Source organism: Kitasatospora sp. NPDC032757, from assembly GCF_055579305.1.
In genome coordinates, this window is record NZ_JBVINN010000062.1 from 1 (window position 1) to 20807 (window position 20807).

Annotated in this window: 16 protein-coding genes; 9 read left to right on the forward strand and 7 right to left on the reverse strand. The window is 74.3% G+C overall.

What is annotated here, in order from left to right:
• Positions 1–145: 145 nt before the first annotated feature.
• Positions 146–1045, reverse strand: a complete 900-nt coding sequence (locus ACZ5WK_RS37875; RefSeq protein ID WP_465554713.1) for a lysozyme — start codon at positions 1043–1045, stop codon at positions 146–148.
• A 292-nt stretch (positions 1046–1337) separates the two neighbouring features.
• Here ACZ5WK_RS37875 and ACZ5WK_RS37880 point away from each other — a divergent pair, with 292 nt between their 5' ends.
• The 3 genes from ACZ5WK_RS37880 to ACZ5WK_RS37890 all read left to right on the forward strand — a co-directional run bounded on the left by ACZ5WK_RS37880 (position 1338) and on the right by ACZ5WK_RS37890 (position 6227).
• Positions 1338–1907, forward strand: coding sequence for a GNAT family N-acetyltransferase (locus tag ACZ5WK_RS37880; RefSeq protein WP_465554715.1), 570 nt, complete (start codon positions 1338–1340; stop codon positions 1905–1907).
• Positions 1908–2040: 133 nt separating this feature from the next.
• Entirely contained in the window at positions 2041–3909 is a 1869-nt protein-coding gene (locus tag ACZ5WK_RS37885) for a glycosyltransferase family 2 protein (RefSeq protein ID WP_465554717.1), read from the forward strand.
• A gap of 128 nt (positions 3910–4037) precedes the next feature.
• Positions 4038–6227 (forward strand): acyltransferase family protein, encoded by a 2190-nt coding sequence (locus tag ACZ5WK_RS37890; protein WP_465554719.1) that lies wholly within the window; start codon positions 4038–4040, stop codon positions 6225–6227.
• 22 nt (positions 6228–6249) lie between these two features.
• Here the strand turns inward: ACZ5WK_RS37890 and ACZ5WK_RS37895 are convergent, their stop codons facing one another.
• A complete protein-coding gene (locus ACZ5WK_RS37895; protein ID WP_465554721.1) occupies positions 6250–6867 on the reverse strand; it encodes a hypothetical protein in 618 nt (205 codons plus the stop codon).
• Between the two features lie 397 nt (positions 6868–7264).
• On the opposite strand from ACZ5WK_RS37895, the gene ACZ5WK_RS37900 reads away from it, so the two are divergent.
• A complete protein-coding gene (locus ACZ5WK_RS37900; protein WP_465554723.1) occupies positions 7265–7495 on the forward strand; it encodes a hypothetical protein in 231 nt (76 codons plus the stop codon).
• Between the two features lie 116 nt (positions 7496–7611).
• On the opposite strand, the gene ACZ5WK_RS37905 is transcribed toward ACZ5WK_RS37900, so the two are convergent.
• On the reverse strand, positions 7612–8214 hold the full coding sequence (locus ACZ5WK_RS37905) for a CGNR zinc finger domain-containing protein (RefSeq protein ID WP_465554725.1): 603 nt from the start codon (positions 8212–8214) through the stop codon (positions 7612–7614).
• Between the two features lie 103 nt (positions 8215–8317).
• On the opposite strand from ACZ5WK_RS37905, the gene ACZ5WK_RS37910 reads away from it, so the two are divergent.
• The 4 genes from ACZ5WK_RS37910 to ACZ5WK_RS37925 all read left to right on the forward strand — a co-directional run bounded on the left by ACZ5WK_RS37910 (position 8318) and on the right by ACZ5WK_RS37925 (position 12409).
• Positions 8318–9322 (forward strand): quinone oxidoreductase family protein, encoded by a 1005-nt coding sequence (locus tag ACZ5WK_RS37910; protein WP_465554727.1) that lies wholly within the window; start codon positions 8318–8320, stop codon positions 9320–9322.
• 31 nt (positions 9323–9353) lie between these two features.
• Positions 9354–9971: a class I SAM-dependent methyltransferase gene (locus ACZ5WK_RS37915; RefSeq protein WP_465554729.1), complete on the forward strand. Its 618-nt coding sequence runs from the start codon at positions 9354–9356 to the stop codon at positions 9969–9971.
• Positions 9972–10254: 283 nt separating this feature from the next.
• Complete coding sequence (locus ACZ5WK_RS37920) at positions 10255–11025, forward strand: class I SAM-dependent methyltransferase (RefSeq protein WP_465554731.1); 771 nt, start codon at positions 10255–10257, stop codon at positions 11023–11025.
• A 154-nt stretch (positions 11026–11179) separates the two neighbouring features.
• A complete protein-coding gene (locus ACZ5WK_RS37925; protein WP_465554733.1) occupies positions 11180–12409 on the forward strand; it encodes a serine hydrolase domain-containing protein in 1230 nt (409 codons plus the stop codon).
• A 400-nt stretch (positions 12410–12809) separates the two neighbouring features.
• Here the strand turns inward: ACZ5WK_RS37925 and ACZ5WK_RS37930 are convergent, their stop codons facing one another.
• The 3 genes from ACZ5WK_RS37930 to ACZ5WK_RS37940 form a co-directional block, all read right to left on the reverse strand.
• On the reverse strand, positions 12810–14588 hold the full coding sequence (locus ACZ5WK_RS37930; protein WP_465554735.1) for an alpha/beta fold hydrolase: 1779 nt from the start codon (positions 14586–14588) through the stop codon (positions 12810–12812).
• A 336-nt stretch (positions 14589–14924) separates the two neighbouring features.
• Positions 14925–15761: an ATP-grasp domain-containing protein gene (locus ACZ5WK_RS37935; protein ID WP_465554737.1), complete on the reverse strand. Its 837-nt coding sequence runs from the start codon at positions 15759–15761 to the stop codon at positions 14925–14927.
• A gap of 210 nt (positions 15762–15971) precedes the next feature.
• The gene (locus ACZ5WK_RS37940) at positions 15972–18029 is read right to left on the reverse strand and encodes an RICIN domain-containing protein (protein WP_465554739.1); all 2058 of its coding nucleotides are present in this window, start codon (positions 18027–18029) and stop codon (positions 15972–15974) included.
• 645 nt (positions 18030–18674) lie between these two features.
• On the opposite strand from ACZ5WK_RS37940, the gene ACZ5WK_RS37945 reads away from it, so the two are divergent.
• On the forward strand, positions 18675–19130 hold the full coding sequence (locus ACZ5WK_RS37945; RefSeq protein WP_465554741.1) for a hypothetical protein: 456 nt from the start codon (positions 18675–18677) through the stop codon (positions 19128–19130).
• A gap of 133 nt (positions 19131–19263) precedes the next feature.
• Here ACZ5WK_RS37945 and ACZ5WK_RS37950 read toward each other — a convergent pair whose 3' ends face one another.
• Entirely contained in the window at positions 19264–20628 is a 1365-nt protein-coding gene (locus ACZ5WK_RS37950) for an FAD-dependent oxidoreductase (protein WP_465554771.1), read from the reverse strand.
• Positions 20629–20807: the final 179 nt, after the last annotated feature.

The window sequence follows — 20807 nt, forward strand, 5'->3', positions numbered from 1 at the left end:
GGGTGGCGTCCCCCCCAGAAAGGGGGGGGTAGGCCCCTACGTTGGGTTTGCCCTGGGATTGGGGGCCGTGGGGTGGGTGGGTTTTTTGGATCCGGCGGGGGGGGTGGGCTCCCGCACGCGTGCGGGAGCCCACTCCGGATCGCGGTCAGCCGTTGGCGAGGGCCTGGAGGCGGTCGTAGGCGCCGTTGAAGAGGTTCTGGTCGCCGGGGAAGGTGCCGGAGTCGGCGTACTGCCAGAAGGTCTGGTAGCCCCAGCCGTTGGGGAGGGTGCCGACGCCGGAGGCGTAGCGGGCTATCCAGAGCGGGTTGGTGGTGCCGAAGCCGCCGTTGTTGCCCGTGCACTGGCTCCACCAGTTGGTGGTGGTGTAGATGGTGGGGTAGCGGCCGGTGCGGGTGTGGACGGTGTTGCTGAAGGACCGGATCCAGCTGACCATCGCGCTCTGGCTGAGGCCGAAGCAGGTGGCGCCGTAGGGGTTGTACTCGATGTCGAGGGCGGGCGGGAGGGTCTTTCCGTCGCGGGACCAGCCGCCGCCGTGGTCGACGAACCAGTTGGCCTGGGCGGTGCCGGAGGAGCGGTCCGGGAGGGCGAAGTGGTAGGCGCCGCGGATCAGACCGGCGTTGTAGGAGCCGTTGTACTGCTGGGCGAAGTACGGGTTGGTGTAGGTGGTGCCCTCGGTGGCCTTGACGTAGGCGAAGCGGGCGCCGTTGGCCTTCACCGAGGACCAGTTGACGTTGCCCTGGTAGCTGGCGACGTCCAGCCCGGGGGTCTGGGTGGCGGCGAGGGCGAAGATGCCCGCGGTGCTTGCTCTGCCCTCGTGGGCCGCGACGGTGGAGCCGGCGAAGTCGAGGTCGGGGTGGATGGGCGGGAGGTGCCGTGCGGCCTGCTCGGCAACCTCGGAGGGGGCCGGCTCGGCCGCGTACGCGGGCGCGGCGGCGCCCGTGACGAGTGCGGCCGCGGCGGCGAGCGCGGCGACGACGGGGAGTCTGCGGGACTTCGGTGTCCCGGTGGTACCGGTGGGGCTGGCGGAGCGGGAAGTGCTGAACATGAACACTCCTCTGGTCCGGTGCTGGTGACCCGTGGATGGCGGTACAGCCGGTGTGGCCCGGCCGGGAGCAGACTAGCCATGTACCCGCCAGCCTGACCAGGTATCCCGGGTCACATCCTGAACCACCGTCACATCTGTGTGGTTACCGGCAGGTTGGCCCGGAAGGTCCCGCCCCGCGGTCGGCTGGCCGCGGGCTCCGGTTCCGGCCCGTGCCGGGCCCCTGGGCGGCTGTGGCACGATGCCGGGAGCCGGCCGCCGGAGCCCGCCGCCCGCTGGAGAGAAGAGGACCCCCGTGCCCGACACCACCCGAGACGCCGCCCAGCCCGAGCCGGGCGGCCTCGCCTTCCGCGCTGCCAGCGTCGCCGACGTGCCCGCCCTGGTCGAGCTGATCGAGTCCGCCTATCGCGGCGAGACCAGCCGGGCCGGCTGGACCACCGAGGCGGACCTGCTGGGCGGGCAGCGCACGGACGTCGAGAACGTCACCGCCGCCGTCACCCACGCCGACGGCGTGGTCCTGATCGCCGAGCACGCCGGCGAGCTGCTCGCCTGCTGCCAGCTGGAGCGCCGGGGTGAGCACGCCTACTTCGGGATGTTCTCGGTCCGCCCGGGCCGCCAGGGCGGCGGCGTCGGCCGGGCGGTGCTGGCGGAGGCCGAGCGGTTCGCGGCGGAGGAGTGGGGCGCCGTCGAGCTGGAGATGACGGTGATCGAGCAGCGCGCCGACCTGATCGCCTGGTACGAGCGCCGGGGCTTCTCCCGCACCGGGGTCCACTCCCCGTTCCCGTACGGCGACGAGCGTTTCGGCATCCCGCTCCGCCCCGACCTGCGGTTCGAGAAGCTGATGAAGAAGCTTACTCGACGGTAGGTTTGAGGATTCGTCAATGCTGACCTGCGGCAACGTGGAGATGTCACACCTCGTTCATGATTGGTCTAGGCCAATGTGAGAGGCTGGCGGACGAACGGTCACGTTCCGTCCTGCCCAGGGGGGCCATTTCCGCATGCCCGCACTCCATGGCACCGCCATGCCCGCAACCGACACCGCTCCGCCCGCCACCGGCGCCACCCGTCCGGCGATCGAGGCGGCTCGTCCCGCGATCGACGCCACCCGTCCGGCTGCCGCCGTCGCCCTTCCCGCCTCCGCCCCAGCTGTCTCTACCGGTGCCGTCGTGCGCGGCCCCGCCGCTGCCGGAAGCCCGTCCGCGGGCGGTGCGCAGCGTCTGCCCAATCCGCCCGACGACGAGGAGCTCTACTGGTACTTCGGCCCCCAGCGCCGCTGGGTGCTGCTCTGCGCCACCCTCTCCTACGCCGGCGCCACCGCCACGCTCGGTCTCTTCGCACTCAGTCGGCCACTGCTCTGGCCGTTCCTGGTCCTGACCGTGCTCAACGCCGCCACCTGGCTGCTCTCCCTCGCCGACGGCCAGCGCGCCCGCCGCTACACCCGAGACTCGCACGACCTGCTGCTGCGGGCCTGGCGGCCGGCCCGGTACCCCGGCGTCGACCTGCTGCTGCCCACCGCCGGCGAACCGCTCGACGTCCTCGCCAACGCGTACCGGCACACCGCGGCCGTCCGCTGGCCCGGCGAGCTGACCGTCCTCGTCCTCGACGACGCCGACCGCCCCGAGGTGCGCGAACTCGCGGAGGCCCACGGCTTCCAGTACCGGGCCCGGCCCGACCGGGGCCGGTTCAAGAAGGCCGGCAACCTCAACCACGGCCTGGCCGAGAGCGCCGGCGAGATCGTCGCCGTCCTTGACGCCGACTTCTGCCCGCGCCCGGACTTCCTGCACTACCTGGTGCCCTACCTCGACAATCCCGAGGTCGGCATCGTCCAGAGCCCGCAGTGCTTCGACACCGATCCCGGCATGTCCTGGCTGGAGCGGGCCGCCGGAGCCACCCAGGAGATCTTCTACCGGTGGATCCAGCCCTCCCGGGACGCTCAGGACGGCACCGTCTGCTGCGGCACCAACGCGCTCTACCGGCGCGCCGCACTGAAGCGGGTCGGCGGCTTCGCCGAGATCGACCACAGTGAGGACCTCTACACCGGCCTCTCGCTCGCCCGCGCCGGCTGGACCACCCGGTACGTGCCCGCGCTGGTCGCCAAGGGCATGTCGCCCACCGGCCTGCCCGCCTTCATCAGCCAGCAGTACCGCTGGTGCCTCGGCTCGCTCGCCCTGGTCGGCGACCCTGGCTTCCGCAGCGGCCCGCTCTCCCGCTCGGCCCGGCTCTGCTTCTGGAACGGCATCCTCGGCTACCTCACCAGTGCGGTGAACGTCTTCGCCGTTCCGCTGCCCGCGCTGATCATGCTGTTCTTCCGCCCCGACGAGATCCGGCCCTGGCAGGTCCTGCCCTTCCTGCCACCGATCTGGGTCGCGCTCGTCCTGCTGCCCGCGATGTCGCGCACGCGCTGGCGCTTCGAGGTCACCCGGGTCCAACTCCTGGGCGGGCTCTGCCACGTGGTCGCCATCGCCCACGCGCTGCGTCGCCGCAGCGCCGACTGGGTGCCCACCGGCGCCGTCTCCGGCGGAAGTTCGCTGGCCCGCACCGTCGCCCGGATCGGCGTCGGCTGGCTCGGCCTCGTCGTCCTCGCCGGTGTCGCCGGCCTCGCCCGGGCCGTCGCCCTGTACGGCTGGCAGCCCTACTGGGCACTCGCCGCGCTGCTCGGACTCACCGCCTACACCACGATCCCGCTCCTCCGGGCCCTCCGGCCCCTGCTGCGCGGCGGCAACGGTGCCGCCGTCGCCGAAGTCGCCCCGCCCGCCCGGCGCGTCTCCGACCTGGGCTTCGGCCGGGCCGAAGCCGTCGCCCTCACCGCCGTGCTGCTGCTCTGCGGCCTGCTGGCCTCCGGCTGGGCCGACCCGCTCATTTTCTGACGCTTCGTCAATTCATCTCTCTTCCGCACCCCTTGCGCGTCGCCCCACCGGCGCGGACCCACCGCCCGGCCGCCCCATCGGCCGGCGGTCCCCGAACACCGCTGCCAGTCACTGCAAGGAGCACCGCCGTGCCCACGGCCGTACCACCGAGCGCCGGACGCCCGCCCGTCGAACCGCCGAGCGCCGTCCGCACCGATCCCGCACCCGAACCGGGGCCGCCCGACGCCCTGGTCGAACTCGTCCACCGCCCCATCACCGCCGCCGCTGCCGAGTCGGCGCCGCAGCCGGACGGGCCGAGCGCCGGGGATCCCCGCGGGCGGGCCGCCTTCCGGCCCGACATCGAGGGCCTGCGCGGCGTCGCCGTGCTCGCCGTCCTGGCCTTCCACGCCGCCGTCCCCGCCTTCACCGGCGGCTACGTCGGCGTCGACATCTTCTTCGTCATCTCCGGATTCCTGATCACCGGCCTGCTGCTGGGCCGCCCGATCGGCCTCCGGGACTTCGCCGCCCGCCGGGCCCGCCGCATCCTGCCCGCCGCCGCCGTCGTCCTGGTCGCCACCGCGCTCGCCGGCGGCGCCTTGCTCGACCCGCTGCGCGGCACCGACCTCGCCCGTGACCTGATCGCCGCCGCCGGCCAGTTCGCCAACTGGCGGTTCGTCGGCCGGCAGACCGACTACCTCGCCGCCGAACGCGACCCGAGCCCGCTCCAGCACTTCTGGTCGCTGGGCGTGGAGAACCAGTTCTACCTGCTCTGGGGCGTTCTGCTGCTCGGTCTCGCCCGCCACCTCGCGGCCCGCCGCCGCACCGCCGCGATCGCGCTCGCGACCACCGCGATCGGCGGCGTCTCGCTGGCGCTCTGCATCCGCTGGACGGCCGGCTCCGCACCGCTCGGCTACTTCTCCACCGCGAGCCGGCTCTGGGAGTTCGCCGCCGGCGCCGGCGCCGCCCTGCTCGGAACGGCCCTGGCCGGCCGGCTGCCACGTGCGGGCCGGGCCGCCCGGCCCGCCGGCTGGGCGCTGCGCCTGCTCGGCTGGGGCGGCACGGCGGCCGTCGCCCTCGCGGTCCTCACCTACGACCGCAACACGCCCTTCCCCGGAAGCGCCGCCCTGCTGCCCGTCCTCGGCACGGCGGCCGTCCTGCTCGCCGGACCGGCACACCGCGCCCTCGGCCCGGCCGACGCCGGCCGGCTCCTCGCCACCCGCCCGCTGCGCGCCGCCGGCCGCCTCTCGTACGCCTGGTACCTCTGGCACTGGCCGGTGCTGACCATCGCCCAGGCCCGCTACGGCACCCTGCCGTGGACCACCCTGGCCGCGCTCGCCGCCGCCAGCGCCCTGCCGGCCTGGCTCACCCTGCGGCTGGTCGAGCAGCCGCTCCGGTACGGCAGCAGCCCGGCGCCCCGGCGGGGCCTCGCGGTCGGTGCCAGCGCCCTGGTCATCCCGCTGATCGCCGGACTGACCCTCGGTGGCGGCACCGTCCGGGCCCTCGGCGGCGCCGACCTGCCCGTGGTGGTCCCGGCCGGCGCGGTCGACGGCCCCGCCCTGCTCGCCCCCGGCACCCGGGTGCTCACCCTGACGCCCTCGCTCGCCCGGGCCCGTGAGGACTTCCCGCCCGGCCGGGGCTGCGAGATCCCGCTCGGCGCCGACGCCAGTCCGCGCTGCCTGTTCGGCACCGAGTCCAGCCCCGACCGGATCGTGCTGGTCGGCGACTCCCACGCCGGCCAGTGGATCTCGAGCGCGCTGGCGCTGGCCGAGCAGCGGAAGTGGGCGCTGGAGGTGCTGGTCAAACCGGGCTGCCCGCTGGCCACCCTGACCGTGCGCAACAACGTCCTCGGCCGTACCTTCGACGAGTGCGACCGCTGGCGCGAGAACACCCTGACCCGCCTCGCCACCGGCCCCAGGCCGCGCCTGATCCTGATGGCCGGCCTCAACCGCTACGGCAGCCAGGACGAGCGCACCGAGGGATGGACCCGCACCCTCGACCGGCTCTCCGCCGTCGGCGCCCCGCTCGCCTACCTCGCGGACACGCCGATGCCCGGCAAGGACATCCCCACCTGCCTGGCCGCCTCCGACGGCCGCTCGGACTCCTGCTTCTTCCCCCGTGAGTCGGCCTTCGAACGCGACCCGCTGACCGACGGCGGCCTCGCCGGCCGCTACGGCGTCCGCGTCCTCGACCTCGGCCCGCTGCTCTGCCCGGGCACCGGCCCGGACTGCCCGGCGGTCCTTGAGGGCGTGGTGCTCTACCGGGACACCGGGCACATCACCGACACCCTGGCGCGGGTGCTGGCGCCCCGGCTGGACAGGGAACTGCTGGGGGCGTGGTGAGCCGGGAGCCGGTGCCGGGGCCTCAGCCGTAGATGCCGTGGCAGAGCCGGGCCTGTGCCGAGCCGGCGGGCCAGCCGCCGAACCGCTCGGCCTGGTCGCAGACGGACCCGGGGCCGACGGCCGTCGGCACGCTCGGGGCCCTGCCCGGAGCGGGCGCCGGCACCGCCGCGGGCGGGGCCGGCGCCGCAGCGGTGGCCGGCGGGCGGGACGGCGCCGGGCGCGGTGCCCGGCTCGGCCTGGGCCGGGCGGTGCCGGGGGCGGCGTGGTCCGCCCCGGCGGGCTCGTCCTCGCCGCCCGTCTGCGGCGCGGGGGTGGGGTTCGCTTCCGGTGAGGAGGCGGGCGTGCCGGTGGGCGGCGCGTCCGAGGCCGGCAGCAGGTCGGGCGACAGGGGGAACGAGGGCTCCAGGGGCAGGGCCGGTGCGGCGGACGCCTCCGTCGAGGAGGACGTCGAGGAGGACGTCGAGGAGGACGTCGAGGAGGACGTCGACGGGGAAGGCGAGACCGAGGGGAATGCCACCACCCCCGTGGTCTCGTCACCCGACCCGGGCCCGCACATCACCAGGACGGAGGCCATCGCGGTGACGATCCCGGCCGCCGTCGCCGCCCACACCCAGCGCGGCTTCCGCACCGGAGCGGGCACGGCCTGCGCAACTGAGCCCGGGGCAGCAGGAGCGGCGCCCGGAGCGGATGTGCCCGGACCGGAGGACGGGCCGGAGGACGGAGCGGAGGCCGCAGCGGCCGGTGGCGGCGGTACCGGCGGTGGCTCCCACCGCTGCGCCGGCCACTGCCACTGCCCGCCTGCCGGTTGCCTGCCCGTCGCCTGCCCGCCTGCTGGTTGCCCGCTCATGCCCCGAGTCCTCCTGCCGGCCGTCGCCGACCACCGGCGACCCGCTCGCCGTGCTCAACGAGCGCGCGGACGCCGGGACATGACCCGGAAGAGGGTTCTCTGGCGCCCGCCTCCCGGCCGTCCGCCCCGCCGGTACGCTGCCTGCCGTACCCCGGGTGCGGAGGTCCCCGGTCCGCCACATGCTTGGGGCATGGAAACCAACAGCACGTCGAAGCCCGTGGTCGAGGTCGCCGAGTTCCGCACCGACAGCCGCTACCGCCTGGTCCACTTCGAGGGCCACGGCTGGGAGCCGCTGGCCCCGGAGGAGTTCGAGCCGAGGGTCCACCAGCTCTTCCCCGATCTCGACCCGCGCGACCCCGTCCGCGTCCACTGGGCCGACCGCCCCTGGGAATGGCCCGCCTGGCACCCCGGCGAGGCCTGACGGCCGTCGGGCCTTCCGGCCGTCGGGCCGTCCGGACCCGGACGGGCGACGGCCTGGTCACGGGCCTACGGCCTGGCCCCGGGGCGGTGGCCTGATCCCGGGGCGCCGGCCGGGCCTCAGGGCCGGGTGCGGGCGCGGTAGCCGGCGATCTTGGCGAGGTTGCCGCAGCGCTCCATCGAACACCAGCGGCGCCGGCGGGCCTGGGAGTCGTCCAGGAAGAGCAGCGAGCAGTCCGGGTTCTCGCACTCCTTGACCCGGCCGAGAAGCGGGCCGCCCGCCAGCAGCACGGCGTCGCGCGCCACCGCGGCGAGGGCGGCCCGGACGCCGTCCGCGGGGGCCCCGGTGTGCCAGTGAAGCCGGAGTCCGCCGTCCGCCGGGGCGAGTTGGGGGGCGAGGTCGGGGGCGGCGGCGGCCGCGTTGGCCTCGGTGAGGTCGCCCGCGGCCGGGGGGATGCCCGCCATCGCGGCGCGCAGCAACCGGTACAGGGCCTCGCGCAGCCGGCGCGCGTCCGTCAGGTCGCGATCGGTGGCCTCGGCGGTCGCGTCGTCGGGGCGCAGCGCCGCCTCGGTGAGCCAGCGGGTCAGCGCGTCGGGGTCGGGCAGGCGCTCGACGGGGGTGGCGTGGCGCCGGCCGAGCGTGGCGACGAAGTTCAGACAGGGGCGGCCGCCGAGGAACGGGAAGGCGAGCTGCGGGTCGGTGGCGTGGGCGCTGCGCGGCATGGGGGAGAGCCTACGCCCGGAACCACTCTTGACACCACTTCATCCAGTGTCGCAAGGTGACACCTGTTCATCAGGTGTCACTGACGAGAGCGGGTACGCAACCATGCGCGCAGTACGGATCGAGCAGTTCGGCGGCCCCGAGGTCCTGCTTCCGGCGGATCTCCCGGATCCGGTGCCCGGTCCCGGAGAGGTGCTGGTGCGGGTGGCCGCGGCGGGCGTCAACCGGGCCGACGCGCTGGTCCGTTCGGGCGTCTACCACCGTGCCGGACGGCCGCCGCTGATCCTTGGTGTCGAGGCGGCCGGCACCGTCGCCGCCCTGGGGGAGGGGGTGACCGGCCTGGACACCGGGCAGCCCGTCCTGGCGATGGATGCCGCCGCCGGCTCCGGCTTCTACGCCGAACTCGCGGTCGTCCCGGCCGCCCGGGTGACGCCCCTGCCCGAGGGCGTCGGCCTGCTCGCAGCCGCCGCGCTGCCCTCCGCCTGGCTCACCGCCTGGTACTGCCTGCACCGGCTGGCCCGGGTTGCCGCCGGGGAGACGGTGGTCGTGCAGGCGGCGGCCAGCGGGGTCGGCAGCGCGGCGGTGCAGATCGCCGCCGAGGCGGGCGCGCGCGTCATCGCCGTCGCCGGCTCCGCGGCCAAGGCCGAGTGGGCGGCCGGCTTCGGTGCCGACGCAACCGTCGACACCTCCGCCCACCCGGAGGACGCCGCCGTCGACGAGGTGCTCCGGCTGACCGGCGGGCGCGGCGCCCACGTCGTCCTGGACACCGTCGGCGGGCGGGTGTTCGGCCGGAGCCTGCGCCAGGCCGGCCAGGCCGGACGGGTGGTCGCGCTGGCCAACGTCGCCCTGGAGCCCAGCACCATCGACACCCGGCACTTCTACCCGAAGAACGTGTCCATCCACGGCTTCCAGATCACCAACCTGCTGGACCACGGCTACGACCCCCGCCCCGACCTGCGGGAGATCGCCGCCCGCGTCGCCACCGGGGCGTACCGGGTGCCGGTGGAGTCCGTGTTCCGCCTGGAGGAGGCGGCCGACGCCCACCGGCAGTTGGAAAGTCGCGCCAACCGGGGCAAGATCGTCCTGACCGTGGCGGCCGACCTGGCCTGACCGCGGCGCACGCGACGGACGAGGGGGATACGTGGACCGGCTGGCGAGCAACGCGGGTTACGGCGAGGCGGCGGAGCAACTCGCCGTGCAGTACGAGGAAGTGACGTTCGAGGAAGTCCACCGCGAGGTGCTGCACCTGTTCCCCGAGCGGCCGTCCGACATCCTCGACATCGGCGCCGGCACCGGCCGGGACGCCGCCGCCCTGGCCGCGCGCGGTCACCGCGTCGTCGCCGCCGAGCCGACGGCGGAGCTGCGCCGGGCCGGCCGGCGCATCCATGCCGGCAGCGCCATCCGCTGGGTGGACGACGCGCTGCCCGCCGCCGCCGTGCTCGGCAGGGCGGGCGAGCGCTTCGACCTGATCCTGCTCTGCGCCGTCTGGATGCATCTGGCCGAGGACGAACGACCGTTGGCGATGGACGCCCTCGCCCGGCTGCTCGCCCCCGGCGGCCGGGTCCTCCTCTCGCAGCGCCACGGCCCCGTCCCGGCCGGCCGCCGGATGTTCGACGTCCCGGCCGACGAGACGGTCGCGCTCGCCCGGGCCCGCGGGCTGGACCTGCTGCTCCGCACCGAACGCGCCGATCTGCACGACCGCCCGGGTGTGCACTGGACGGTGCTCGCCTTCGAATCGGTGGGTGGGCAGGCGTCGTAGTCCGGCGGGCGGGTGTCACCGGGGGCGTTCGGTGCCTGCGTTCGGCGCCTGCCTCCGGTGCCGGCGTCCGGGGCCCGCGTTCGGCGCCTGCCTCCGGTGACCGCCGTGCCCGTACTACTCAAGACCGTTCCCGTCTGCGACCCTTGGTCTTGGTCGGGCGCTGTCGAGCGATCTGCCCGGCGGGCAAGGCGGGACCATGAGACGCGGGTCCGGTTGCAGTTGCGGTTGAAGTGGTGAAGTGCACCGCCGGAACCGGCAGGGCCCCCGACCGGAAGAGGCGACCATGCTCGGCGAGACCGCCCGTACCTGGCTCCAGCGATGGGACCAGCAGCAGGAGCGCTACAGCCCCGACCGCGACGAACGCTTCCAGGTGGTCGTCGACACCGTCGGCTGGTTGCTCGAACGCACCGAGGTGCCCCGGCCCCGCCTGGTGGACCTGGGCTGCGGAACGGGATCACTCACCGCCCGCCTCGCCCACGCCTTCCCGCACGCCGATGTCGTCGGCGTGGACGCCGACCCCCTCCTCCTCGGCCTCGCCGAGGAGGCCGTCACCGGCACCACCGCCCGCCTCCTCGCCCGTGACCTCACCACCCGAGGGTGGGCCGACGAGGCCGGCCCGCCCTCATCCTGGGACGCGGCGGTGTCCTCCACCGCCCTCCACTGGCTGACCCCCGCCGAACTCGGCGCGCTCTACCGCACACTGGCCGGCCGCCTGCGCCCCGGAGGGATCCTGGTGGACGCCGACAACCGTGCTCCCAGCGCCGCCCCCGATCTCCTGGGACTCGCCCGTCACCTCCGCGCGAGGCGTGCCCACCGGACCGGGCGTCATGGCGACGAGGACTGGGCGGGCTGGTGGAAGACCGTGCTGTCCGCCCCGGAACTCGCCCCCCTCGCCCGGGCCCGCTCGCTTTCGCCGATCGCGCACCGCACCTTCACCGAGCCCCACGAGCTGACGACCGCCGAACAGATCCGCCTTCTCCACGAAGCCGGTTTCGCCAGTGCCACCACCGTCTGGCAGTGCGGCGACGACAGCGTCCTGGTCGCCGTCCGCTGACAGGGGCAGTCGCACCCGGCGGCACGGAGCAAGCCGGATGCCAGAGGTCGGTGATCGCCGCGTCCCCGGCCGTACGAGGCCCAATGGGGGATCTTCGCGCGGGTCGGTTGACGCTGGGCCGCCGACCGGGCGCCTCCGGTCCGATAGTGCGGACATGAGACCCACCCGACCGATTTCCCTGCTGCGCCTCGCCTCGGTCACCGCGCTGATCGCCCTCGGCACTCCGGTCACGACCGCCGGCGGTGCGGCGGGCGACGGCGACCACCGCCGGCACTGCGTCAGTTCCCGGCTCCCGGACAGCGGCCCCGCACGCGACATCCTGCAGATCGCCGAGCAGGCGAAGGCGGAGCTGGACCTCAAGTCCGTCATCCTGCGGGTCACCGTCGATGGTCGCGAGGTCGTCACTACCGCGCTCGGCGAGTCGATGACGGGGGTCCCGGCCGACCCCGCGATGCACTTCCGGAACGGCAACGTGGCGATCAGCTACATGGGCACGGCACTGCTGCGGCTGGTCGACGAGGGCAGAGTCGGCCTCGACGACCCCGTGTCGCGTTGGCTGCCCGACCTCCCGCACGGCGAGGGCGACCGGATCACCCTGCGCATGCTCGCCGCCTCCACCTCCGGTCTCGTCGACTACGTCACCACCCCGGGGTTCTCCGACGCCGTCTACGCGGACCCGTTCCGCCAGTGGACGGCGGAGGAGCTGGTGGCCATCTCCACCGGCGAGCAGCTGTGGTACGAGCCCGGAACCAACTGGAGCTACTCGCATGCCAACTTCGTCCTGCTCGGTGCCGCCCTGGCAAAGATCACCGGGACCCCGCTGGACGTCCTGCTCCAGCAGACGGTCATGGGGCCGCTCGGACTGAGCGAGACCCGCAACAGCTTCACGCCCGACATCCCCACGCCCGTCCTGCACGCCTTCACCGCGGACCGCGGGAGGTACGAGGAGTCCACCTTCTGGAACCCCTCGTGGACCACCGCCCCCGGCGCTGTGCAGACCACCGACATCTGCGACCTGGCCCGCTCGGCCGTCGGCATCGGCTCGGGCGAGCTGCTCTCCCCGGCCGCCTACCGGGAGCTGCTGAACCCGGGGACGGTGGGCCTGGGCCACCCGACCGACAGATGCCCGGAGACGGTCTGCATCGCGCAGACCGAGGCCACCCACTACGGAATGGGCCTGCTCGTCCTGAACGACTGGGTCTCCCAGCACCCGTTGTTCTTCGGTTACTCCGCCTCCCAGGACTACCTCCCGTGCGAGCACCTGGCCATCGCCGTCTCGACCACCGACGGCCCCGAGGCCCCGGGTGGCCACAGCGCCCACACGATCGCCCAGCGGATCGCGGCCGCCCTCGCCCCGGACCACCCGATCCCCGACTTCGGCTGATCCTCACCCCCGGCCCGCCCGACGCCCGCGTGCTCGTCGATTCCCACCGTCCCCGCGCCGTTGAGGTGCTCCGGCCGGCGGAGGCAGTGCGCGAACCCACCCCGCCGACCGCTGCCTGCTGACCACGACCCGCTGACCGCAGACCCGCCACCCCGGCAGCTCCTGGTGGCTCGGGCCTCCGCCGCTCCCGGGCGGAAGAGGGTGGAAGAGGCGCGGTCGGCAGGGGTGGTCCCGGGGAAGCGCCCGGCGGCCACGGGCGGCCACGGGCGGCCACGGGCGGTAACGGGCCGTCAGGCGGCCGGGACTGGCCGGTTCGGAGCGGGCGAACCGACCGGCCGTGCCCGCGCCGACCGGCCCGCCGGTTCACCCCACGGGTTCCCCCTCGGAACGCCTTCGAGCATCACCAGCCCGAAGTGGAGGTGTCGATGCCGTCCGCGAGTCCGGCGTCGTAGCGGAGCGGGCGGGAGTCGGCGGGCCCGGGCCCGGGCGTGGTCCGCGACGCGGCACTGTGCGGGACGCCCGGGATCACGTGGACCGGCACCGGGCATGCCCGGATCAGGGCGGCCGCCTCGGCCCGTCCGGCCGGGCGCCCCGCCTCGCGGAGCCTGCGGGCGGCGCGCCTGGCGGCGCCGGGGCGATGGGACGGGTGCGACGCCGAAGGGGTGGTCGGCCGGCCGGCGCGCGACCGGAGGAACGGGGTTTCGACGAGGACGACCCCGGCCACGGTGCGCGGGTGGGCGGCCGCGTAGCGCAAGGCCGTGGTGGCGGAGGCCGCGTGGGCGACCAGGACGGGGCGTGAGCGGACGGGCGCCAGGAGGTCGGCCAGCCAGTGGTCGTCCGGGACGGATGCGGGGGACGAGCGGCCGAGGCCGGGCAGGTCGGCCGCCAGTGCGGGCGCGCTCAGCCCGGCGACCACCTCGCGCCAGGCGTCGGCGTCCTCGCCCGGCCCGTGCAGCAGGACGAAGCGGGGAGCCTCGACGTCCCCGGCGACGTAGCTGCGGGAGCCGGCGACGTCTGCGAATGCGCCGGGGAGCGCCGCGCCCTGCGGCGAGGAGCCGAAACCGTCGGCGACCAGCCGTGTGGCCCAGCGGCGCAACAGCTCGGCGACCGACGGGTGTTGGAGACCGGCCGCGTGGGCGAGCCGGTCGGCGGAGGCGGTGTCGTAGGTGTCCTCGGAGAGGAAGGTGAGCGTCTCGGGGTCGGCGCCGGTCAGTGCGCGGGGCAGTCGGCGGACCAGGCCGACCGGGACGAGCCGCCGGGGCGCGGGCACGCCGAGGTGCTCGGCCAGCAGCGCGATCAGCTCCGGCAGGGTCGGGGTCTCGGGGTCGAGGACGGTGTGCGCGTGGGCCGGGCCGGCATCGTGCTCGGGGACGGCCGCGAGGAACCGGGCCAGGTGGTCGACCGCGACCACCGGCAGGAACGTGCGCGCTGACCCCGGCAGCAACGGCAGCCGTCCGTGCCAGAGTTGGCGCACCAGCTCGGCCGGGCCGATGTACTGCCCGGCCTCGCCGGTGACCGAGTGCCCGATCACGCTGCTCGGGTTCACCGTGGTGAGTGGTACGCCGAGCCGGGCGGCGGTGACGCGGACGGCGGCGTCGCCCAGCTGCTTGGACGCCTCGTACGCGCCGAGCCTGGCGTAGAGCGCGTCGGCTTCGGCGGCGGGCAGCGGATGGCGCGGTGCGGCGTCCCGGCCGACCCGGTAGCCGGAGAGGTGGACCAGCCGCCGGAGGCCGGGGAGGCCGGCGGCCCAGTCCAGGGCGTGCAGTGCCCCGTCCACGTTGGCGGCGTGTGCCTCGGCCTGGGAGAGGCCGAAGCGGTAGAGGGCGGCGAGGTTGTGCACGTCGCGGACGTGTGCGAGCCGGGCGTCGTCCTCGGGCGACAGGCCGAGGCCGGGCCGGGTGAGGTCGGCGGCGACGGTGGTCAGGGCGTTGGCGTCGGCGCCGTGCTCGTGAAGCCAGCTGCGCAGCTCCTGGTCCCGTGCGGTTCCGCGCCCGCCTCGGACGGTGGCGGCCACCGGCTCGCCCCGTCCGAGGAGTTCGAGGACGAGCCAGCGGCCGAGGAACCCGGTGGCGCCGAGGACGAGGGTGCGCGGGGGGAGGGGAGCCGGGGTGGGCGCGGATGAGGATCCGGATGTGGACGTGGCGGTGGTGGAGGTGGTGGCGGCGGCTCGGACGTTCATGGGCAGGGTTCCTTTTCTGTAGACCGGTCCACTTATGTAGACCGGTCTGCATATTTTGTGGCACTGAGAGGGCGGGGCTACGGGCATGGGCGTTGTGTCGTGCCCTGGCCCAAGTTTCTGTAGACCGGTCTGCATATTTTTTGGCGCGACGACATGCCCCCGGTTTGATGGGTCAAGGGGAGCAACGGCGTACGCAGGTGAACATACCGCCGCCGGGGAGCCCGGAGGAAGTGGGGACGGCGATCCTGCAGGGGCGGTGGTCCTGCAGGGGCCGCGAGATCGTCCGGCGAAGTGGTGGGCGGCGCCGCGCCGACGTGGCCCGCGGCGCGTGCGGCGTCAGGCGGGGCGCGTGGCCTCCAGGAACCGGCGGAGCGAGTCCGTCATCGCGGCCACGAAGGCGTCGCGGGTCTGCTCGGTGACCAGGTCCAGGGACAGGTAGGGGTTGAGGTCCTCCAGCTCGACCAGGAGCAGTTCGCCCTCCTGCGTGCGGCAGGCGTCCACACGCTGGATGCCGTGGTCGAGGGTGTTCCACTCGATGAAGCGGCGGGCGAAGGCGAGGTCGGCGTCGGTGGCCTCGTAGGGTTCGAGGGCCCAGCGCCGTTCGGGGTCGGGAGCGTGGAGGGCGTACTGGAAGGCGTCGTCGACGTAGTAGAACGACACCTCGTAGCGGAAGTCGATGCGCGGCTGGACGAGGATGTGGCCGTAGGCGAGGCCGCTCAGCTGGTCCGGGGGTATGAAGGAGAGGCCGATGGAGTCCGCGCCGGCCTTCGGCTTGACGGCGTACTGCGCGGCCTCGGGCAGCAGGTGCAGGTCCTGGGGCCGGTCGATGGTGGGGATGACCGGGTGTCCGGTGGCGGTGAGGTCCAGCAGGTACTGCTTGCCGGCCATGTCGCCGCGCCCGGACAGCGGGTTGTAGACCCGGGTGCCGCGGGCCCTGGCCCGGTCCCGAAAGGCGTCGTATTCCTTCTGGTAGTGCAGCACGGGACCGCTGTTGCGGACCACGACCGCGTCGAAGGCGTCCATCAGTGCGGCGGCGTCGAGGGGGTGGCAGAGGGCGAGGTCGAAGTCGTCGCGCAGGCGGGAGGTCAGGAGGATGTCCTCGTCGCAGTAGCGCCGCCCGCGGGCCGGGTAGGCGAGATCGGTCACGAACAGGACGCTCGGGCGGGCGGGCATGGCGCATCTCCTCGGGGCGGGGCCCGCCAGCCTACCCAGCGGGGGCGGCGCTCCCGACCCGGCACGTGGATCCGAAGGCGGACGGGGGCGGTGCCCGGCAGCAGGCCGGAGGGGCCGGGGGCGCCCCGGGGTAGTGGGCCGCCGTCGTCGGGGCGGCCGTCGTCGTTGCGGGCCGCCGTCGTCACGGGGCCCTCGGTGGAGGCCGCCCGGTCACCGGCGGGGGCCGTAGTTCCAGTAGTGGTCCGGGTAGTCCCCGCACGGGTACTGCATCAGGGGAGCCTGCGGGGCGCTGCTGCGGTAGGAGACGGCGAGGCACTGGTGGCTGTTGTCGTTGACGAAGCGGAGGCCGTTCGGCCACTTCTCGATCTTCCAGGACTGCCCGGGGCTGTTCCTGCACGTGGACTGGATGACGGGGGCGGCGGCTTCGGTGCTGGAGTCCCGGACGGAGAGGCACAGTGCGCTGTTGTAGCTGACGATCCGGTAGTAGGTCTCCCCCTCGGCGTCGGTGTAGGACTTCTGGGCTTCCCAGAAGTGGTCGGGGTAGTCCCCGCAGGGGTACTGCTGGACCTCCCGGCCCTCCTCCCTGGTGCCGCCGGCTGTGGCCATGCACTGCGAGCTGTTGCCGTTCTTGATCGCCACCGGAACCGGTGGCGGGACGGCCGGGGTGCCGCCGAGGCGGCCGGGCATCGAGGGCTCCGCGCCCGGTTTCGGCACGGAGGTGGCGGACGCCGGCGGCGGTACGGGCCCGCCGCTCGCGTTCGGCGCCGAGGGGGCGGCGGGTGCAGGCAGGGTGCCGGGGGCTGGGGTCGGAGCCGCCGTACCCCCCGGCGCCGGGGTGGCGGGTGCGGAGGCGGCGGGTGCGGGGGCCGCCGGGGCAGGGAGTGCGGGGGCTTGAGCCGCCGGTGCGGTGGCAGCCGCTTCGGTTCGAGGGGCTGTGCCGCTCGGCGCGGGAGAGGACGAGGGGGTGACCGGCGCCGCTCCCGGAGCCGGTGGAGGACTGCCGTCTGCCGTTGCCGAGGAGGGGCCGGTGGTCGTCTCACCGGCTGCGGGCCCCACCCGGGCCCCGGCTGCCTGGGGGACCGAGTCGAAGCGGGCCGGAGCGTCTGCGCCGACACGCATGCCCACCAGTACCCCGGTCAGGAGCAGCACTGCGGCCAGTGCCGCCCCGGCCGCGCCCATGGCTGCGCCGCTGCGGGCCGTGCGGAGGCGCCGTGGGCCGGGGCCCCCGCCGCGCGGTGGGCCGACCGTCGCTCGGCCCAGCACGAACGGACCGGTCAGGCGGTTGTCCGGGGCCCGGACCAGCTCGCCGCGGACAATCCTCGGGCCGGCACAGGCGGGGGCCATCCGCATCACCTCCCGGCAGCGGTCGGCCAGGGCCTCCCGCACCCTGACCAGGTCGGTTTCCAGGCGCCGAAGTACCGGGAGGTGTGCTGCCACCTCGCCGGTCCCGGTCGGAATGCTCCCGGCCGGTTCGATGCCGGTCGTCGGTTCGATCCCGGCCGGCACGGTCCCGGTCGTCTGCTCGGCTCCGGCCGGTACGCTGCCGGTCGGTCCGGCCTCCGGCGTCCTGACGACGGCCGCCCCGGCTCCCGGCGGCTGCCGGTCGCCGCTCGCCAGGGCCTGCGTCCGCGCCCGGTCGACCAGGAGACCTACGGCGTCCTGTTCCCGCTCGGCCGTCCGCCGCACCTCGCGCGCGGTCTCCCTGATTCGCCGCACCTCGGCGAGGCAACGCGTCGCCTCCCTCAGCCGGGCCCTCCGCAGCTCCGCCGGCTCTCCGTCGTGCAGGGGTGGGGACGCGGGGCCCGCCTCGTCCGTGGCGCCGGCGCCCAGTTCACCCCGTAACTCGGCCACGATCGCCACCAGCACCCGGATCAGTTCCTCCGACTCCGCGACGCCCGCCTCGGCCTGCCGTTGTGCCTGCCGGGCCCGGTCCAGTGCCTGCTGCGCGGCCGAGCGTTCCGCGGCGGGTGGACGGAGCCCCTCGGCCGCCCGGGCGGCCTGTTCGTGCAGGTGTGCGGCGCGTGCCAGCAACACCGCCCGGGCCCGCGGGTCCGCCTGGTGGTCGTGTATCAGCCGCTGGAGCAGGTGCCACGGGATGTCCTTCTCCGCAGAGCGGTACTCGCTCCAGCTGGTCCTGCCGGCCGGGTAGCGGTGCGCGAGCTTGCGGACGGTGATCCCCGCGGTCACCTCCCGCACGAACCGGGCCAGGGCATCCGCCTGTTCGGTCTCTCCCTTGAGCCGCCCCTGCGGGCGTCCAGCACCAACCACCCCGTGCCCCCTGCCTTGTCCGCGGCCAAACCGGATTGTCCGCCGCTCACCTGAGCGTCGGCGGATTCTTGTAGATGGACAATCAAAACAGGTCGCACTCTGGAGTCTCCACCGGTTCTTCGGACAACTTGCCGGCCTCCCGGGATGTCGGGGAGGTGCCCCGGTCACCGCTGCGCCCGGCGGACTCCAGACGCACGACTCGCGCCTAGCGACCGGGGCCGTGCTCGGCGGGGGTCGCCTCTCCTCGCAGGCGTCGGGAGCGCTGCGGGCGGATGGCACGGAAGCCCTCAGCACCGCCGAGTCCGCAGTACCGCCGGGCCCTCAGCACCGCTGAGTCCGCAGCACCGGCGGGCCCTCGGTACCGGCTGGCCCGCAGTGCCGGCGAGTCCTCAGTACCGGTAAGTCCTCAGCACCGACAGGAAAGAGGAACGAGATGCGCAAACGGTTCGAGCCGGCGACGGCCGGAGGAGTCTTCCCCGGTGTCGGCGGAAACGGGTGCACCGACACCGCGTGGAGTCTCACCGGCAGCACGGCCGTCACCCCGTGGGACTGCCACGGTGGTGCGACGCGGGGGTGGCGTCCGTGAGCATCACGCCGGGTGAAGGCCGGTCAGGCAGGGTCCGACCGAGGAACAGGAGTGTACGGGTGTCGAAGAGGACTGCCGTTGTCGCGGCCGCTGTCGCAATGGTTCTCCTGCCGTTCGCGGGGGTCGCCTCCGCGGCCACGCCGCTGCCGTGCGGATCGGGCTACCAGTGCGACGACTTCGATCCGGGGAAGGCCAGTTGGGACAAGAAGGACACCGATGACCGGACGAGCCTCGGCTGCTCGACGGTCGAACTCCGGTCCGGCAAGAACAACGGTTCCTGGTACGCGTGGGGCCGGCTCACCGTCGGCAGTGTCTGCGGCCGGTACGACGCCTGGATCGACCGCTCCTACGACGGAGGGAAGAGCTGGACGCTGGTCGGCTACTTCGAGGTGACCGACATCGAGGGGTCGAACTTCGGCAACATGTTCTACTGGCCGGACGGTGCCAAGATCAGGGCCGGTCTCAAGAAGCACGGGGACCCGTTCAGCAAGTGCAGGACGACCGCCTGGCACTGAGCCGGGACCGGTCGGCAGGTGCGTCGCTCCCGACCCTGGGCCGGGCCGGGAGCGACGCACCTGTCCGGTGCCCCGGGCCGATCCGGCGCGCGTCCGGCGGGGGCAGCCAGGGGGTTCCTCTGCCGGAGACCTCTCAGGCGCCGCTGTTGCGGAGCATCTCCTCGCGTTCCACGACCTTGACCCGCTCCCGCCCCTGCGCCTCGCCGAGCGCCCGCTCGTGGGCGTCGAGCCGCTGCCAGCCGTCCCACGTCGTGTAGCGGACGCCCCGCTCGCGCAGGTGGGTGACGACGGCCTCCGGGTCCGGCGCGGCGGCGCCCGGCAGCCGTCCGGCGCTGTGGTCGGCGAGCAGGCAGGCGACGGTCTCGTTGGCGTCGCCCTTGGTGTGGCCGATCAGGCCGACCGGGCCGCGCTTGATCCAGCCCGTGACGTAGGTGGCGGCCTGGTGCGAGCCGTCGCCGGCCAGGACGCGGCCGGCCTCGTTGGGGACGGTGCCCGAGACGGGGTCGAAGGGCAGCTTGGGCAGTTCGTCGGAGTAGTAGCCGATCGCCCGGTAGACGGCCTGCACGTCCCAGTCGGTGAAGCGGCCGGTGCCCCGGACGTTGCCGGTGCCGTCGAGTTCGGTGCGCTCCGTGCGCAGGCCGCTCACCCGGCCGTCCGCGCCGATCACCTCGACCGGGGACTCGAAGAAGTGCAGGTGGATCCGGTGGGGCCGGTCGCCGACATCGCGGATCGCCCAGTTCTCGAGCGTCGACGCGACCATGTCGACGTGCTTCGCGGCCCGGCGCTCGGCGATCGACCCGTCGTCGTACTCGATGTCCTCGGGGGCGACGATCACCTCGATGGTGGGTGAGTGGTCGAGTTCGCGCAGCTCCATCGGGCTGAACCTGGCCTGGGCCGGCCCGCGGCGGCCGAAGACGTGCACCTCCAGCGCCTTGTTCCGCCGGAGCCCGGCGTGGACGTTCGGGGGGATCTCGGTGGACAGCAGCTCGTCGGCGGTCTTGGCGAGGATCCGGGCGACGTCCAGGGCGACGTTGCCCGCGCCGAGCACGGCGACCTTCTCGGCCTCCAGCGGCCAGGTACGGGGGACGTCCGGGTGCCCGTCGTACCAGGAGACGAAGTCGGCGGCGCCGTACGAGCCGTCCAGGCCGACGCCCGGTATGTCGAGCGCACGGTCGGCCGTCGCGCCGGTGGCGAAGACGATGGCGTCGTAGAAGCGGTGGAGGTCGTCGAGGCCGAGGTCCCCGGGGTAGTCGATGTTGCCGAAGAGGCGGATCTGGGGCTTGTCCAGCACCTGGTGGAGTGCGGTGACGATGCCCTTGATCCGCGGATGGTCGGGCGCCACGCCGTAGCGGATCAGCCCGAACGGGGCGGGCATCCGCTCGAACAGGTCGATCGAGACCCCGGGCTCCCGGGCGGCGTCGGACTTCAGCAGGGCGTCTGCGGCGTAGATGCCGGCGGGGCCGGCTCCGACGATCGCGATACGGATCGGGCGGGACATGTCGGGGCGTTCCTCCGGGCAGACGGGCAGACGGACGGCGAGCAGACAGGCGGCGGGGGCGAGGGGCGGGAGGTCGGGTGTCTGAAGCAAACCCGTTCCCCACCCGCGGCTGTAGCCGCCGCAGGCCTATGGCCCCATAGAGCACACCTATGACTCGCCCGCCCGCCGGGCGCACGCTC

What these genes read in the sequence shown, in the direction of transcription:
- ACZ5WK_RS37910 (WP_465554727.1), top strand. Translation starts at nt 8,318, where the DNA reads ATGCGCGCAGTACGGATCGAGCAGTTCGGCGGCCCCGAGGTCCTGCTT.
- ACZ5WK_RS37950 (WP_465554771.1), bottom strand. Translation starts at nt 20,628, where the DNA reads ATGTCCCGCCCGATCCGTATCGCGATCGTCGGAGCCGGCCCCGCCGGC.
- ACZ5WK_RS37930 (WP_465554735.1), bottom strand. Translation starts at nt 14,588, where the DNA reads ATGAACGTCCGAGCCGCCGCCACCACCTCCACCACCGCCACGTCCACA.
- ACZ5WK_RS37920 (WP_465554731.1), top strand. Translation starts at nt 10,255, where the DNA reads ATGCTCGGCGAGACCGCCCGTACCTGGCTCCAGCGATGGGACCAGCAG.
- ACZ5WK_RS37875 (WP_465554713.1), bottom strand. Translation starts at nt 1,045, where the DNA reads ATGTTCAGCACTTCCCGCTCCGCCAGCCCCACCGGTACCACCGGGACA.
- ACZ5WK_RS37935 (WP_465554737.1), bottom strand. Translation starts at nt 15,761, where the DNA reads ATGCCCGCCCGCCCGAGCGTCCTGTTCGTGACCGATCTCGCCTACCCG.
- ACZ5WK_RS37925 (WP_465554733.1), top strand. Translation starts at nt 11,180, where the DNA reads ATGAGACCCACCCGACCGATTTCCCTGCTGCGCCTCGCCTCGGTCACC.
- ACZ5WK_RS37885 (WP_465554717.1), top strand. Translation starts at nt 2,041, where the DNA reads ATGCCCGCACTCCATGGCACCGCCATGCCCGCAACCGACACCGCTCCG.
- ACZ5WK_RS37905 (WP_465554725.1), bottom strand. Translation starts at nt 8,214, where the DNA reads ATGCCGCGCAGCGCCCACGCCACCGACCCGCAGCTCGCCTTCCCGTTC.
- ACZ5WK_RS37900 (WP_465554723.1), top strand. Translation starts at nt 7,265, where the DNA reads ATGGAAACCAACAGCACGTCGAAGCCCGTGGTCGAGGTCGCCGAGTTC.